This is a genomic window from Dermacoccus barathri, assembly GCF_015070805.1.
GTDB classification, from domain to species: Bacteria; Actinomycetota; Actinomycetes; order Actinomycetales; family Dermatophilaceae; genus Dermacoccus; species Dermacoccus abyssi.
Window position 1 is genome coordinate 70,693 of record NZ_JADCTK010000003.1, and the last position, 14,105, is coordinate 84,797.

Sequence of the window (14,105 nt, forward strand, 5' to 3'; positions counted from 1 at the left end):
TCCCGGTGCCCGCGGCCGCCGGGCGACCCCTGCGCATGGACAGGGGCAACGTGCGATCGATGAGGCGCCCTAGCCTGGACGCCATGACGGAATCGACGAAGACCATGCGCGAGAGGATGCTCGCCGGCGAGCTGTACATCGCGGACGATCCGGTGCTCGGCGAGGAGTCGGCGCGCGCCCAGTCGCTGTCACACCGCTACAACACGATGGCCCCGACGGACTCTGCCGGGCGCCGCGCCGTCATGGAGGAACTGCTCGGCGCGTTCGGCGAGGATTCCGAGGTGCGCCCGCCGTTCCATTACGACTACGGCTACAACACGACGATCGGGGCGCGCACGTTCGCGAACTGGAACCTCACGTCGCTCGACGTCGCCCGCGTCACGATCGGTGACGACGTGCAGATCGGCCCGAACGTCCAGTTGCCACCGCGACGCATCCGCTCGACCCCGATCAGCGGCGCGACAAGTGGGAGGCCGCCGAGCCGATCACGCTGGAGAACAACGTGTGGCTCGGCGGCGGGGTCGTCGTCTGCCCGGGCGTGACGATCGGTGAGAACACCGTCGTCGGTGCGGGGGCTGTCGTGACGAAGGACCTGCCCGCGAACGTCGTCGCCGTCGCTTCGCCGGCACGCGTCATCAAGGAACTCTGAACCGCTTCCCCTGACCGCCGCGTCAGTCGTCCTCGGCCACTCGCACGACGATCTTGCCGCGCACGTCGCCGCCCAGCAGCGTCTCGAAGCCGTCGCGGATGTTCTCGAGCGAGACGGTGGAGTCGATGAGCGGGCGGACGCCGGTGTTCTCCATGACCCGCACGAGCTGCTGGAGTTCGGTGAGCGTGCACATCGTGGAGCCGAGCACGCGCTTCTGCTGGTAGAAGATGCGGCCGAGATCGGCCGAGGGGTTCATGCCGGTGGTGGCGCCGCACGTGACGATGGCGCCGCCGGGTCGCAGTGACTTGACGGAGTGCGACCAGGTGGCTTCGCCGACGTTGTCGATGACGTAGTCGACCTGCTCGGGCAGGCGCGCGCCGTCGGCGATGCCGCGAGCGCCCCAGCTCTCGGCGAGGGCGAGTTTCTCGTCGGTGCGCGAGGTGGCGTACACGGTGGCGCCCATGGCGACGGCGAGTTTGATGGCGGCCGAGTTCACTCCCCCGGCCGAGCCCTGCACGAGCACGGTGTCGCCAGCGCGCAGCGTCGCCTGGGTGGCAAGCATCCGGTAGGCGGTGCCCCACGCGACGGGCAGGCAGGCGGCGTCCTCGAAAGAGATGCCGTCGGGCAGGGGGACGAGGTTTCGGGCGGGCACCGCGACGTACTCCGCGAAGGTGCCCTCGTACTGTTCGGAGAGCAGGGAGCGCTTGGGGTCGAGGGTCTCGTCGCCGCGTCCGCGGTCGAGGTCGCCGATGATCCCGTGGACGACGACGCGGTTGCCGTCCTCGTCGTAGCCCGCGGCGTCACAACCGAGGATGCGCGGCAGCAGCTCAGGCGGGTGGCCGACGCCGCGCAGGGTCCACACGTCGTGCATGTTGATGGAGCTCGTGACGACCTTGACGAGCGACCATCCCTGCGGGACGTCGGGCTTGGGCATCTCACGCACTTCGAGGCCCGCGAGCGGGTCGTCGGCGTTCTGGGACACGGCAACAGTAGCGATCATGCCTTCGATCCTGGCATCACCAACGCCCGACGTGGGCCGAACCGGATGCCGAGGTTGGCCGGCCCCACACATTCTTGCCCGAGGGCCGATCGGTGCTCCCGGCAGGATTCGAACCTGCGACACCCGCTTTAGGAGAGCGGTGCTCTATCCCCTGAGCTACGGGAGCGTCGTCCTCGCATCGCGCCGACCAGGCGGTGACGCACTCGCGTGAACGTCGCGACGTGCTCCGCCCGAGGGGTTGCACGCGCAGCGGTCAGCCTAACTGTTGTCGGGCGGGCTGCTGTAGTCGCGGGGCGCCGCGCCTGCGCGGCGCCCCCTTGTGCGGCCACTGACCCGTCACGTTCTGGCCCGAGCGGGCGCGACTGCTGCTCCCCGACTGAATTCGTTTGCGGCCCGCAGAAGCGCTCCGAGAGGATGGAACCCATGCGAGCCGTCACCGAAGCAGAGATCCGTGCGTCCTTCGTCAACGCCTCCAAGGGTGAGGCGAAGCGCGCCAACCTGCCCGACCTCGACGGCATCGAGTGGGACGGTCGCGACTACTTCGGCTGGATCGACCCCAAGCGCGAGCAGCAGTCGTACGCCACCTTCGTCGTCGAGACCGAGGACGGCGACGCCGTGCGCACCCTCCTCCTGCGCCGCGCCACCCCACCCAAGGAGCGCCGCAAGCTGCTGTGCTCCTGGTGTCAGGACATCACCGCCACCGACAACGTCACCCTCTACGTCGCGCCGCGCGCCGGAACGAGCGGCCGCGTCGGCAACACCGTCGGCACGTCCATCTGCACCGACTTCTCCTGCTCGAGGAACGCCCGCCGCGTCCCCAACGCCATGGAGGTTCAGGACGAAGCCGAACGTGTCGCCTGGCAAGAACTGCGCGTCGCCCAACTGCGCGAGCGCTCCCGACACTTTCTCGACCTCATCAGCGAGACGGCGTAGTCGTCCGGTTCACCGGGTCGAGCAGGCTCGCGGTCACCCGGCACTCAGCGCGTCGTCACGCCGCCTGCGCACCTGAACCGGACCCCGTCAGAACACATCGGGGCACCGCGTCAGTTCGGCACCACACACGCCCGACCGCGCGAGGCCCGCACCCCCTCACCACACGCCGCTCACGATGACGTCGCTCACTCCCCGAAACACACCGCACCACCGCCCAAGCCGCGTGATTGCATGGGTACCTGCCAGTAGCCGAGCACCTGGAGGAAGCCCCATGACGAAGCCGTGGACCCGCCCCGCCCACGCCATGCTCGCCGTGGCCTGGGGTGGCAACGAGTTCACTCCCCTGCTCGTCATGTACAAGTCGCAGCACCACCTGCCGGCGGTAACCGTCGACATCTTGCTCTTCGCCTACGTGCTCGGCATCATCCCGTCGCTGCTCATCGGCGGCCCGCTCTCCGACCGGTACGGGCGAGCCAAGCTCCTCGCTCCGGCCCCCTGGATCGCGATGGCCGGCAGTGCCACCCTCGCGCTCGCGCACGGTCAGGTCGCGGCGCTTTTCGCCGGACGCGTCCTGTCCGGCATCGCGCTCGGCCTCGTCATGGCCGTCGGCACGTCATGGGTCAAAGAACTCTCCTCCCGCCCCCACGACGACGTACCCGACGGCACCGGCGCCAAGCGCGCCGCCATGTCGCTCACCGCCGGATTCGGCATCGGTGCGGGCGTCGCCGGCTGCCTCGCTCAGTGGGCGCCCTACCCCGACGAACTCGCGTACGTCGTCAACATCCTCGTCACGCTGAGCGCAGCGATCCGCCTGCGCGGCACCCCGGAAACCATCGACCTGACGAACCGCAACACCGGGCGCCTGCGCGACGACCTGCGCATCCCCGCGCTCGGCCACCGACGCTTCCTCACCGTCGTCCTGCCGGTCGCGCCCTGGGTCTTCGGCGCAGCCGCCTGCGCGTACGCCGTCCTGCCCGCCCTCATGAGCTCCCGCGTGACGAACGCACCCATCGCCTTCTCCGCGCTCCTGTGCGTCGTCGGCCTCACCTGCGGCTTCTTCGTGCAATCCCTCGGGCGCAAGATCGACCGCCCCGGCTCCGCACGGGCCGTGACGGCGGCGCTCGTCGTTCTCGTCGCCGGAATGCTGCTCGGCGCTCTCGCCGCGTCAGAGCTGGCCATCGCCACCGCAGTTCTCGGTAGCTTCGTCCTCGGCGCCGGCTACGGCCTCGCCATGGTGAGCGGCCTGCTCGAGGTGCAGCGCATCGCGGGCCCGCGCGACCTCGCCGGCCTCACCGCCGTTTTCTACTCCGTGACCTACCTCGGCTTCGCGGTGCCGGCCATCATGGCGTGGGTCGCGGAACAGGCGGGCATCCACTACTCCGTGATGTTCCTCTTCGGCGCCGCGATGGCCGCCGCGTGCCTCGCCGTCGTCGTCCTCTCCGATCGACGCGAACAGAGCCTCAGCGCACGAAGCTGAACAGCGCCACCGCCACGAGCGCGGCGAGTACCATGCCGCCGATCGACGACGCGAGGAACCGCTCCGACGTGCGCTCCGGCACGAGATCGGGCCGACGGTGTCCGCCCGCTCGACCCGTGAGCGCCGACAGAACAACAGGCTCACGCACCTCGACGCGCTGCCCGGCGTAGGCCTTCACCCGCCGCAGGTCCGCATCACCGAACATCGCGACACCAGCCACGAGAAGCGGCTTGTCCGCGTGATCGAGGACGACGAGAGCATCCTCGGCGGGCCATCCGCGGAACCGACGCGGCACGATCGCTCCGATCTCGCTCCAGGCGATGAACGAGCGATCCCGCCCGCCCGCGAGGTACTGCACACCGTCGTCGTCCACGCGCAGACGAACCGCGCGCTCACTCTGGTACGAGAAACCGAAGTACATGACGAAAAAGAGGACGACGACGACAACGTTGCCGAGGAACGGACGCATGACGAGCACCGGCGTGGCCAGTACGACGAAGAGGAGAAATTCACACAGGTGGTGGCGCAGGTAGGCCACAGCAGCTGCGTTGATCGTCACGGCGCCAAGTCAATCAGACCTAACGCCCGCTCGCCGGTGCGGGGGCGATCGAGCCCCCAAGACCCCACCGACCCCGCTACCGCGAGCGTTCTGCCCCATGTGCGCTGCGGCGCAAATGTGACGGACCGCTCCGTTTTCGAGCGTTCACGAGGAAAGACGCACGAGGCGAGTATTTGGTTGCACTCGAGTTTCATCTGATTCGTCGACCCCAGCCGGGCAATCGAAGACCGATCGTCCTGCTGTTCGGCTCGGTTCGTGGAAGAATCGACGGGCACCACGCCGCTCGACGTCTTCCGAAGGTCGCTCCCGATGCTTGCACGCCCCTTTTCCTCCGCCCGCGCTCTCGCCGGCGCCGCCGGTCTCGGCGTCATCGCTGTCACCGGCGCGTCCGCCGCGTCCGCGCTCCCCATGGCGCCGGGAGGCAGCAGCGCCATCTTCCAGTCGCCGACCTGCGGCGCGAACGGAACGCTCGTCACGGTCACGTTGACCAACGGCAGCGAACTCGTCCAGACGTTCACCGCCTCAGCGGGAGGCTCCCCCGTCTCCCCGGCGGCCACCACCGTGGCTCCGTACGCGTCGACGACGGTGACGTTGTCCATCCCGTCGGGCGCCGGCGCCGTCTACATCAATGCCGGCGGAGTCGGCGTCGGCTCCCTCCCGCTCGACCAGTGCGCTCCGGCGCCGGAGCCGTCGTCGTCCACCCCGACCTCCACGCCGACGCGAACGCACAGTGCTCCCGCACCGACCACGGACAACGTGCCCGCACCCGGCCTGCCGAGCGCGACGAGCGACGTTCCGGCACCGACGGAGCCCTCCACCACCCGCTCCAACGAGATGAGCCCGACGGCGACCTCCTCGCCGAGCAGCAGCGCGTCCTCCTCGTCGTCGTCCTCCACGTCCCCCTCGAGCTCGAAGACGTCGTCACGGACGCCGAGCAGCAGCGCGTCGAGCCTCGCCGCGCCCGCGTTCGACGACTCCGACGGCCCGAGCAACCTCACGCTCGCCATCGGACTCGGCGTCGTCCTCCTCGGCGTCGGTGGCGCAGCGGCCATGTTCTTCCGAGAGTTCAAGTAAGCCCGGGTCCACCAACGCGCAAAGGCGCCGCAAGCCCGAGGGCTTGCGGCGCCTTTGTCGTGCGACCGGTTCTGTCAGAGGCGGCCGTAGGAGGATCCGCGAACCACCGGGTAGAGACCCGACGGCATGCCCGCCTGGCGGGCTTCGTACGACATGCCGTTACCGGCGTAGATGCCGATGTGGCCCGGCGAGTAGACGAGGTCACCCGGACGCGGGTTCGAGACCGGCGTCGTCATGGCCCGGATGGCACCGGACTGGTGCGGAAGGTTGACGCCGATCTGCTTGAACACGTAGGCGACGAAACCGGAGCAGTCGAGACCCGTGGCCGGCGTGCTGCCGCCCCACGTGTAACGGATGCCCGTGTATCGCGACGCGATGGCGACGACACCGGAGCGGGACGGCGTGGCAGCCGAGGCCTTCTGGTTCGTCATGCGCGTCGCGGCCGTGTTGACCGTGTACTGACGCGTGCGCTGCGTGGTCGCCGTAGCGGCCGGACGCGTGCGCTGCGTGGTCGCCGTAGCGGCCGGACGCTGACGCTGCTGGCCGTAGGCGTTCCGCTGGTTCGGCGTGCGGTGCTGCGTGACGGTGCGGCGCACCTGCGTGCGGTTGAGCTGCTGACGCTCCTCGCGCTCCTTCGCGGCGGCGCGAGCCTCACGACGCTCCTGCGCAGCCTTGCGCTGAGCGGCGAGGGCCTGCGTGGCGCGCTCGTTGCGCTGCGTCAGGGCCTGACGGACCTGCGTGCGCGAGGCCTTCTTGAGAGTGGACTTCTTGGTAGCCGCAGCCTTCTTGGCCTGCTTCACGACGAGCGACTTGGCGGGGGTGACCGTCTTGAGCTCGAGCGGCGTCGTGGCGGCCCGCACGGCCTCCTGACGCGGCGTCGTCGGAGCAGCGCCTGCGGACGAGCCCGTCGCGGCGAGGCCTGCGACGAGACCACCGGTGACAGTGACGGCCGCGGAGACGCGGGTCAGGCTACGGGGGTTCTTCGACTGGGCGTGACGACCGATGGTCTTCTGGGTGGACAATGTGCAACCTCTCGAGCGCCTACGAGGTGAGCTGTCGGGTTCGGGCCAGTTGCTCAGCCCGGTCACGCCGACCTGTGCGGTCTCGTGCGTGACTTCACCCCAAGTCCGTGGCTCATGGCCTCGGACGAAAAGTGGGTCCCCCGCCCCTGTCACTGCAATCTCGCGGATAAGACTCGTACGCCCCGACAGGGCTGGGCGCGAAGGGCGAACGAGTGTTCTCGAACCGAACCGCAACCGACCGTAACGGAAAGATCACGGGCACGTGGAGTTGGTGTTCGCCGCGTCACGGCGCGGCAAACGCGAACTCCACCCGTGGGGGCATGACGCTCCCCGCCACCGCCGAAATCCGCAAAACTGTTACAGGCAGATTATGTGACAAACATCACACGCGTCAGCCCTGACGAACCTCCACGAAAACGTGGGACGCGAGGTCGTGCGGAAGCGACACCGCGTCGTCCGGCCGGTCGAGCACCGCAGCGTGCACACGCTCACCCTCGGCGCGCACGATCAGGGCCACCTGCGGCGCGAGGCCGACGCTCGTCAGAACAGCGAGCGACTCGGCGTCCGCCTGGGCTGGCTCACCGATGCGCCGCACGATGACCTCGACGGGCTCCTGGCCGGCGACCTCGACCAGCGACTGCACGCCGTCACGGAAGCCGATCGCCTCCCCTTCCCATCCCAGCTCTGCGAGACCCGGAATGGGGTTTCCGTAGGGCGACAGGCCCTTGTCGGCGATGAGTTCGAGAATCTTGCGCTCCACGCGCTCACTCATGACGTGTTCCCAGCGGCATGCCTCGTCGTGCACGAACTCGAGTTCGAGCCCGATGACGTCGACGAGCAGGCGCTCGGCGAGGCGATGCTTGCGCATGACGCGGGTCGCCAGCGTGCGCCCCTTCTTCGTCAGCTCGATCCGCCGACCGTCACCGACGTGCAGCAGGTCGTCACGCTCCATGCGCGCGACCGTCTGCGAGACGGTCGGGCCGGAGTGGCCGAGGCGCTCGGCGATACGTGCGCGCAGCGGAGGGATGCCCTCTTCCTCGAGGTCATAGATCGTGCGCAGATACATCTCGGTGGTATCGATGAGGTCACTCACGAGGACAAGAGTGCCACCTCCACGGCCTCCTGCGTAGCCGTGCGCAAAGGTTGTACGGCCATAATGAGCGCCGACCGCACAGCACGACCCCCACGAGGAGTACCCCCATGGCACGCAGCGATCGCGATACGGCGAGTGGACGCGAGCGCCTCGCCCAGATGCAGGCCGAACAGCGCCGCTCGGAGAAGAAGAAGCGCATGGCCCTGATCGCGGGCGGAGTCGCCGCGGTCGTCGCGCTCGGTGGAGGTGTGGGTTTCCTCGCGACGCGCGACTCTGGCGACGGAGGCGACGGCGGCACCGCCAGCTCCGACATCAAGGGCATGAAGACGTGGAGCAACCTGGGCCGCGACCACGTGGAGGGCGACCCCACGTTCCCCATGACGCCGCCCGCAGGCGGTAACCACAACCAGGCCTGGGCCAACTGCGGCGTCTACGACAAGAAGATCCCGGACAAGTACGCCGTCCACAGCCTCGAACACGGCGCCGTGTGGATCACCACCGACAAGGCGAGCAGCGGTGACATCTCCAAGCTGAAGAAGCTGGCCGGCCAGGACTACATGCTCATGAGTCAGTACCCGGGTCAGGGCTCGAAGATCGTCCTGACGGCCTGGGGCCACCAGCTCAAGGTCGACAACGCTTCGGATCCGCGCATCAAGAAGTTCATCGACGCCTACCTGCAGGGCCCCCAGACGCCTGAGCCGGGCGCAGCCTGCAGCGGCGCGTACGACCCGAACACGGGCAAGCTCGCCGGCCAGATGTGACGCTCGGGCCTTCCATGACGGACGAAGAGAAACCGCACGACGGTGGGGGCCCCGAGCGTCATCGAAGCCCGGAGCCCGCGTCGGACGACGAGCGTCGCGACGACCTCACCTGGGCACAGGTACGCCGCCCGGCGGCCATCACGCTGGTCGCACTCGTGGCCCTCGTCCTCGCCGCACTCGTCGGCATGTGGTCGGCGCAGCCACGTCACCCGGGAGCCGACAGCGTCGACGCCGGGTTCGCGCGCGACATGTCGGCGCACCACGCGCAGGCTGTCGACATGTCGATGACGGTGCGCTCGCGCAGCACCGCAGCCGACATCCAGACGCTGTCCTACGACATCGCGACGACGCAGGAGAACCAGCGCGGCCAGATGATGGCGTGGCTGCAGGAATGGGAGCTGCCCCTCGCGGTGTCCGGTGAGCGCATGGCGTGGATGGCGCGGACCGGCCACCAGCACGCTGGTCTTCCGAAGGGACAAATGCTCCTCGCGGACGGCCGGATGCCGGGCATGGCGTCCGGCGAGCAGTTGTCGAAGCTACGCGAGAGCCGCGGCAAGCAAGCAGAGATCCTCTACCTGCGGCTGATGATCGTCCACCACCGCGCCGGCGTGGAGATGGCAGAGGCCGCTCAGGCTGCGGCGAGCGACTCACAGACCGTCCGTCTGGCCAGAACCATGGTGGAGGGCCAGAAGAGCGAGATCAACCTCATGACGAGCATGCTCGCCAAGCGCGGCGCCAAGCCGTGGAGCGATGCCGAAGCGGGTCAGAAATAGCCATCAGCACACAAAAACGAAGGGCCGGACGCCACGTGGGAGTCCGGCCCTTCGCCGTTCAGCGCGCACCCGAAGGCGCTGCGGCCGAACAGAACGAAGCACGCCACCAGGGGGAGGGAACGCGGCGCGCTTCGTCATGGTCAACGCTACAACGGGTCGACTTCCTTCCCGAAGAAACACCCACCGCGCGTGAGGTAGGTCGCATCAACCCGGCAGGGGATTTCGCGTCAGCGAATCTCGTTCACGGCCAACGACGTTCGAGACGCCATGCCGAAGGGTCGTCGAGGTTCCCCTCGGCGGTTCGCACGAAAACAAGACGGTCGTGAAGGCGCGAGTGGCGACCCGCCCAGAACTCGATCTCATCGCAGTCGATGCGGTAGCCGCCCCAGAAGTCGGGCAACGGAACGTCGTCGGGGCTGCCGGTGTCGGGGTAGCGCGCAGCCATCTCGGCGTTCGCCGCTTCGAGCTCGGCGCGTGAGTCGAGCGGGCGCGACTGCTTCGAGACCCACGCACCGACGCGCGAACCCCACGGGCGTGAGTCGAAGTATGTGCGCACGACGTCACGCGGCAGCTCCCGAGCCGTGCCGGTGAACCGGATCGCGCGGAACATCATGGGCCACGTCAGCGCGCCCGCCACCTGAGGGTTGGCCGCAAGATCGGATGCCTTCGCCGACTCGAGATTCGTGTAGAAACCGGGTCCGTCGGTCTCGAGGTAGCGCATGAGCACTGTGCGCACGTGGGGTGCGCCCTGAGCGTTCGCCGTCGCGATGCTGATGGCCTCAGGCTCCGGCACGTCACCCGAAGCGTCCTGGCGGCGGCGCGCGTCGCCCACCCATTGCCGCACGAGGTCGTAGGGCGCCGGGGGCACCTGCGACTCGTCGAGACCTTCACCGTCGTAGTCGATTCGCACCTCAGTCATGCCCCCATCTTGCACCCGCACACCTAGACTGCTCCGAGTGAGTGCCGAGACTTCTGCCGCGGAAACCGTCATCATCCCCGATTCGCTCAAGCCGAGCGACGGACGTTTCGGTTCCGGCCCGAGCAAGATCCGCCCGGAAGCCCTGCAGGCCCTCGCTTCGCGCTGGGCGCCCGTCATGGGAACCAGCCATCGTCAGGCACCGGTGAAGAACCTCGTAGCCGACGTGCAGGCGGGCCTCACCGAGCTCTACTCCATGCCCGAGGGCTACGAGGTCGTCATGGGCGTCGGAGGCTCGAACGCGTTCTGGGACGTCGCGACGTTCTCCCTCATCGAGAAGCGTCAGCAGAACCTCGTCTTCGGCGAATTCACCGCCAAGTTCGCCAGTGCTGCGGCGGCACCCTTCCTCGAGGCTCCGCACGTCATCGAGGCACCTGCGGGCAGTGTCGCTTCCCCCGTCGCGACGGCCGGAATCGACACCTACGCCTGGGCGCACAACGAGACCTCGACCGGCGCGATGGCGCCCGTGCAGCGCCCCGACGGCATCGCCGAGGACGCACTCGTCGTCATCGATGCGACGTCGGCGGCCGGAGGCCTGCCCGTCGATCTCACCGAGACCGACGTCTACTACTTCGCGCCCCAGAAGTCGTTCGCGAGCGACGGCGGCCTGTGGTTCGCCTTCATGTCCCCCGCTGCGCTCGAACGCGTCGCGCGCATCAAAGCGAGCGGACGTTGGATTCCTCCGTTCTTCGACCTCGACACCGCGGTGACGAACAGTCGCGCCCACCAGACGTACAACACGCCGGCCCTCGCGACGTACGCGCTCATGAAGGAGCAGCTCGACTGGCTCCTCGCAGGCGGCGGCATGGACTTCGCAGTGGGCCGTACGACCGCGTCGTCGCAGGCGCTCTACACCTGGGCCGACGCGCACGAACTGGCCTCCCCGTTCGTCAGCGAAGCCCAGCACCGCTCACTCGTTATCGGCACGATCGATTTCGCCGACACCGTGGACGCCGCCAAGCTGGCCGCGACGCTGCGCGCGAACGGCATCGTCGACGTCGAGCCCTACCGCAAGTTGGGCCGCAACCAGCTGCGCATCGGCATGTACCCGGCCGTCGACCCCTCGGACGTCGAGGCCCTGACGCGTTGCATCGACCACGTCATCGAACGTCTCTGACGTCACAGCTCGAGCGGGCGGGCCGAGCCCGCGCCGCTAGCATTTCCCAGGCTGCATTCCCAGGAAGGACGCTCATGCCCTCGGCCGCGAACCTCACTCGCGCCGTCGCCGAACACCGTTCCGCGACCGTCGAACTCGCCGACCACGCCATTCACCTCGATCTGACGGGGGCGCCGGATTCGACGCAGTCGACCTTCACGTCGACCTCGACGATCACGCTCGTCTTGAGCGAGTCGAGTGTCGAGATCGACCTCGTCGCGGTAGGGGAACCGCAGGTCGAACTCGACGGTGAGCGCGCCCGAGCGACGTACGCGGACTCGCGCGTGCGCGTCGAAGGGCTCACGCCGGGGCGCGAACACACCGTTACGATCACCGCGCAGTGCGTGTACGGCCACACGGGTGAGGGCCTGCACCGCTACCACGACCCCGAGGACGGCGAGACCTACCTCTACACGCACTTCGAGCCGACTGACGCCCGCCGGGTCTTCGCGTGCTTCGACCAGCCCGACCTCAAGGCTCCGTTCCGCATCAGCGTGAGCGCACCGACAGGGTGGCTCGTGCGTTCCAACGCCGAAGCCGAGCACAGCGCGAGCGAGGGCGCCGTCACGACGACCGACTTCGCCCCGACTTTGCCGATCTCGACGTACATCGTGTGCGTCATCGCCGGCCCGTACCACCACGTCGAGGACGAGTGGGTGAGTGACGACGGCCGCCGCGTGCCGCTGTCGCTCATGTGCCGCCCCGCGATGGCGTCACGTCTGCCGAGCGCCGACCTGCTGCGCTGGACGAAGGCCGGGTTGCCCTGGTGCGAGGAGCGGTTCGGCCGTGAGTACCCCTGGGGCAAGTACGAGCAGATCTTCGTGCCCGAGTACAACATCGGCGCCATGGAGAACCCCGGCCTCGTCACGTTCAACGAGCGCTACCTCAAGCGCGGCGACGCCACCCGCAGCGAGCGCGAGGCCCTCGCCAACACGCTTCTGCACGAGATGGCGCACATGTGGTTCGGCGACCTCGTCACGATGCCGTGGTGGGACGACCTGTGGCTCAAGGAGTCCTTCGCCGACTTCATCGGCACCCAGGCGAGCGAAGAGGTCACCGAGTTCGCCGACGCCTGGGTGACCTTCGGGCTCGGCCGCAAGATGTGGGCCTACTCCGCCGACCAACTGCCGACGACGCACCCGATCGTCGCGGACATCCCCGACGTCGAGGCCGCGCGGGCCAACTTCGACGGCATCACCTACGCCAAGGGCGCCTCCGTGCTGCGTCAGCTCGTTGCCTACGTCGGCGAGGACGCCTTCTACGCAGGAGTCTCGGCGTACTTCGCGGACCACGCGTTCGCCAACGCCTCGCTCACCGACTTCCTCACCGCCCTGTCGACCGCGAGCGGACGTGACATGGGTGCGTGGGCGCAGGCGTGGTTGCGCACGGCCGGCCCGGACACCCTCTCGGTGAACGGTGGCGAGCTCGTGCGCGAAAGCCTCGACTGGAGCGCCGACGAACCGCCCGCCTCCCCGGCGGCGCGCCCGCACCGCCTCCAGGTGACCTCGTTCTCCGTCACGGACGACGGCTGGACACCCCTCGATTCGGAGTGGATCGACGTCACCGACACACGCACTCCCCTGCCCAACACGGGCGCCGTCACGCTCGTCGACGACCACGACTGGACGTACGCGCGCATCGTGCCCGACGCCGCCACGTTCGACGCGTTGACGGGTCATCTCGCGGCGCTCGAGCCGACGAACTCGCGTGCCGTCGCGTGGGGTCAGCTGTGGTACGCGTGCCGCGACGCGCACCTTCCGACGCAGACGTTCTGCCGGACGGTGCTCGCGCACATCCCGGCAGAGCGCTCCCCCGCCGTCGTCGACGGCGTGTGCCTCAAGTACGTCACGGCCGTCACGGCGTATCTCCCGACCCCGATGCGCACCGAGTGGGGCGACGCGCTGTGGCATGTCGCGCGAGATGCCTACACCACGGCCCTCGACGGTGACCTGTACGACGCCTCCGCACAACCGACCGCACACCTCGATCTCGCCCTGGCGTGGCGACGCGTCCTCACGTGGGCTGCCGGCATCGCGCCCACGGCGCAGCACGAGGTGCGCGCGATGCTCGACGGCCCCGACGGTCTCTTCCACCCCGACGCCGACGAACGCTGGGCCCTGCTCGTCTCGCGCGCGGCACACGCCGGCGAGCACGAGGTCGACGAGGTGCGGGCCGAATTGGCTCGCGAACTCGAGCGCGATACGACGAAACGCGGCATCGCTCAGGCCATTGCCGTGCGCGCCGCGCTGGCGACGCCACAGGCCAAGCTCACCGCGTGGGAGCGCACCGATGACGAGTCACTGACGAACGAGGAGGTGGCTGCCCTCGTCGCCGGCCTCACGCACCCTGCGTCGGTGCACTGCGCTCAGAGCGTCGACCTGCAGGCGCGTTACCTCGATTCGCTGGAGCGGTGGTGGAACGGACGCAGCCAGGTCATCGCCTCGAAACTCGCCCGTGGGCTGTTCGGTGTCGTCACCGATGCCGGGGCCGCTCAGGCCTGGCTCGACGCGCACGTCGAGGCCCCGGGAGCGTTGCGCCGCATCGTCGTCGAGGAAGTCGACCAGTTGCGCCGCGCCGAGCGTGCCCGCGAGAACGCGAGCGCCGCGGCCTCCGTCTGAGTCAGAGGCTCGCG

General features: G+C 68.8%; 14 protein-coding genes, 1 tRNA gene and 1 riboswitch. Of the genes, 9 read left to right on the forward strand and 6 right to left on the reverse strand.

Going from position 1 to position 14,105, the window contains the following annotated elements; translation table 11 throughout:
• The first annotated feature begins 83 nt into the window (after positions 1-83).
• Together IM689_RS06010 and IM689_RS15015 are read left to right on the forward strand one after the other, a co-directional pair.
• Positions 84-542: a maltose acetyltransferase domain-containing protein gene (locus IM689_RS06010; protein ID WP_193643297.1), complete on the forward strand. Its 459-nt coding sequence runs from the start codon at positions 84-86 to the stop codon at positions 540-542.
• Complete coding sequence (locus IM689_RS15015; RefSeq protein WP_319803818.1) at positions 503-649, forward strand: hypothetical protein; 147 nt, start codon at positions 503-505, stop codon at positions 647-649. The genes IM689_RS06010 and IM689_RS15015 overlap by 40 nt, the downstream gene beginning before the upstream one ends.
• Positions 650-671: 22 nt before the next feature.
• On the opposite strand, the gene IM689_RS06020 is transcribed toward IM689_RS15015, so the two are convergent.
• Entirely contained in the window at positions 672-1,649 is a 978-nt protein-coding gene (locus IM689_RS06020; protein ID WP_193643298.1) for a zinc-binding dehydrogenase, read from the reverse strand.
• A gap of 93 nt (positions 1,650-1,742) precedes the next feature.
• A tRNA-Arg gene (locus IM689_RS06025) sits at positions 1,743-1,815 on the reverse strand.
• Between the two features lie 257 nt (positions 1,816-2,072).
• On the opposite strand from IM689_RS06025, the gene IM689_RS06030 reads away from it, so the two are divergent.
• Both IM689_RS06030 and IM689_RS06035 read left to right on the forward strand, forming a co-directional pair.
• Entirely contained in the window at positions 2,073-2,582 is a 510-nt protein-coding gene (locus IM689_RS06030; RefSeq protein ID WP_193643299.1) for an FBP domain-containing protein, read from the forward strand.
• Positions 2,583-2,853: 271 nt separating this feature from the next.
• The gene (locus IM689_RS06035; RefSeq protein ID WP_193643300.1) at positions 2,854-4,059 is read left to right on the forward strand and encodes an MFS transporter; all 1,206 of its coding nucleotides are present in this window, start codon (positions 2,854-2,856) and stop codon (positions 4,057-4,059) included.
• Here the strand turns inward: IM689_RS06035 and IM689_RS06040 are convergent.
• Positions 4,043-4,618, reverse strand: coding sequence for a hypothetical protein (locus IM689_RS06040; protein ID WP_118913507.1), 576 nt, complete (start codon positions 4,616-4,618; stop codon positions 4,043-4,045). The genes IM689_RS06035 and IM689_RS06040 overlap by 17 nt on opposite strands.
• A 309-nt stretch (positions 4,619-4,927) precedes the next feature.
• Here IM689_RS06040 and IM689_RS06045 point away from each other — a divergent pair, with 309 nt between their 5' ends.
• Positions 4,928-5,692: a hypothetical protein gene (locus IM689_RS06045; RefSeq protein ID WP_193643301.1), complete on the forward strand. Its 765-nt coding sequence runs from the start codon at positions 4,928-4,930 to the stop codon at positions 5,690-5,692.
• Between the two features lie 74 nt (positions 5,693-5,766).
• On the opposite strand, the gene IM689_RS06050 is transcribed toward IM689_RS06045, so the two are convergent.
• Both IM689_RS06050 and IM689_RS06055 read right to left on the reverse strand, forming a co-directional pair.
• Entirely contained in the window at positions 5,767-6,714 is a 948-nt protein-coding gene (locus tag IM689_RS06050) for a C40 family peptidase (protein WP_193643302.1), read from the reverse strand.
• A gap of 1 nt (position 6,715) precedes the next feature.
• Positions 6,716-6,889, reverse strand: a riboswitch (cyclic di-AMP (ydaO/yuaA leader).
• Between the two features lie 216 nt (positions 6,890-7,105).
• On the reverse strand, positions 7,106-7,807 hold the full coding sequence (locus IM689_RS06055) for a metal-dependent transcriptional regulator (protein ID WP_193643303.1): 702 nt from the start codon (positions 7,805-7,807) through the stop codon (positions 7,106-7,108).
• A gap of 107 nt (positions 7,808-7,914) precedes the next feature.
• Between IM689_RS06055 and IM689_RS06060 the strand changes: the two genes are divergently transcribed.
• Both IM689_RS06060 and IM689_RS06065 read left to right on the forward strand, forming a co-directional pair.
• A complete protein-coding gene (locus tag IM689_RS06060) occupies positions 7,915-8,568 on the forward strand; it encodes a DUF3105 domain-containing protein (RefSeq protein ID WP_047312294.1) in 654 nt (217 codons plus the stop codon).
• A 14-nt stretch (positions 8,569-8,582) separates the two neighbouring features.
• Complete coding sequence (locus IM689_RS06065) at positions 8,583-9,341, forward strand: DUF305 domain-containing protein (protein ID WP_193643304.1); 759 nt, start codon at positions 8,583-8,585, stop codon at positions 9,339-9,341.
• Between the two features lie 241 nt (positions 9,342-9,582).
• On the opposite strand, the gene pdxH is transcribed toward IM689_RS06065, so the two are convergent.
• Positions 9,583-10,260 (reverse strand): pyridoxamine 5'-phosphate oxidase, encoded by a 678-nt coding sequence (gene pdxH / locus IM689_RS06070; RefSeq protein ID WP_047312295.1) that lies wholly within the window; start codon positions 10,258-10,260, stop codon positions 9,583-9,585.
• A gap of 37 nt (positions 10,261-10,297) precedes the next feature.
• Between pdxH and serC the strand changes: the two genes are divergently transcribed.
• Both serC and pepN read left to right on the forward strand, forming a co-directional pair.
• A complete protein-coding gene (gene serC, locus IM689_RS06075) occupies positions 10,298-11,434 on the forward strand; it encodes a phosphoserine transaminase (protein ID WP_319803819.1) in 1,137 nt (378 codons plus the stop codon).
• A 74-nt stretch (positions 11,435-11,508) separates the two neighbouring features.
• The gene (gene pepN, locus IM689_RS06080) at positions 11,509-14,091 is read left to right on the forward strand and encodes an aminopeptidase N (RefSeq protein WP_193643306.1); all 2,583 of its coding nucleotides are present in this window, start codon (positions 11,509-11,511) and stop codon (positions 14,089-14,091) included.
• The last annotated feature ends 14 nt before the right edge of the window (positions 14,092-14,105 follow it).

Bases quoted from the DNA above. Each gene is read 5' to 3' on its own strand.
- IM689_RS06010 (WP_193643297.1), top strand. From the start codon at position 84: ATGACGGAATCGACGAAGACCATGCGCGAGAGGATGCTCGCCGGCGAG.
- IM689_RS06020 (WP_193643298.1), bottom strand. From the start codon at position 1,649: ATGATCGCTACTGTTGCCGTGTCCCAGAACGCCGACGACCCGCTCGCG.
- IM689_RS06030 (WP_193643299.1), top strand. From the start codon at position 2,073: ATGCGAGCCGTCACCGAAGCAGAGATCCGTGCGTCCTTCGTCAACGCC.
- IM689_RS06035 (WP_193643300.1), top strand. From the start codon at position 2,854: ATGACGAAGCCGTGGACCCGCCCCGCCCACGCCATGCTCGCCGTGGCC.
- IM689_RS06045 (WP_193643301.1), top strand. From the start codon at position 4,928: ATGCTTGCACGCCCCTTTTCCTCCGCCCGCGCTCTCGCCGGCGCCGCC.
- IM689_RS06060 (WP_047312294.1), top strand. From the start codon at position 7,915: ATGGCACGCAGCGATCGCGATACGGCGAGTGGACGCGAGCGCCTCGCC.
- IM689_RS06065 (WP_193643304.1), top strand. From the start codon at position 8,583: ATGACGGACGAAGAGAAACCGCACGACGGTGGGGGCCCCGAGCGTCAT.
- pdxH (WP_047312295.1), bottom strand. From the start codon at position 10,260: ATGACTGAGGTGCGAATCGACTACGACGGTGAAGGTCTCGACGAGTCG.
- pepN (WP_193643306.1), top strand. From the start codon at position 11,509: ATGCCCTCGGCCGCGAACCTCACTCGCGCCGTCGCCGAACACCGTTCC.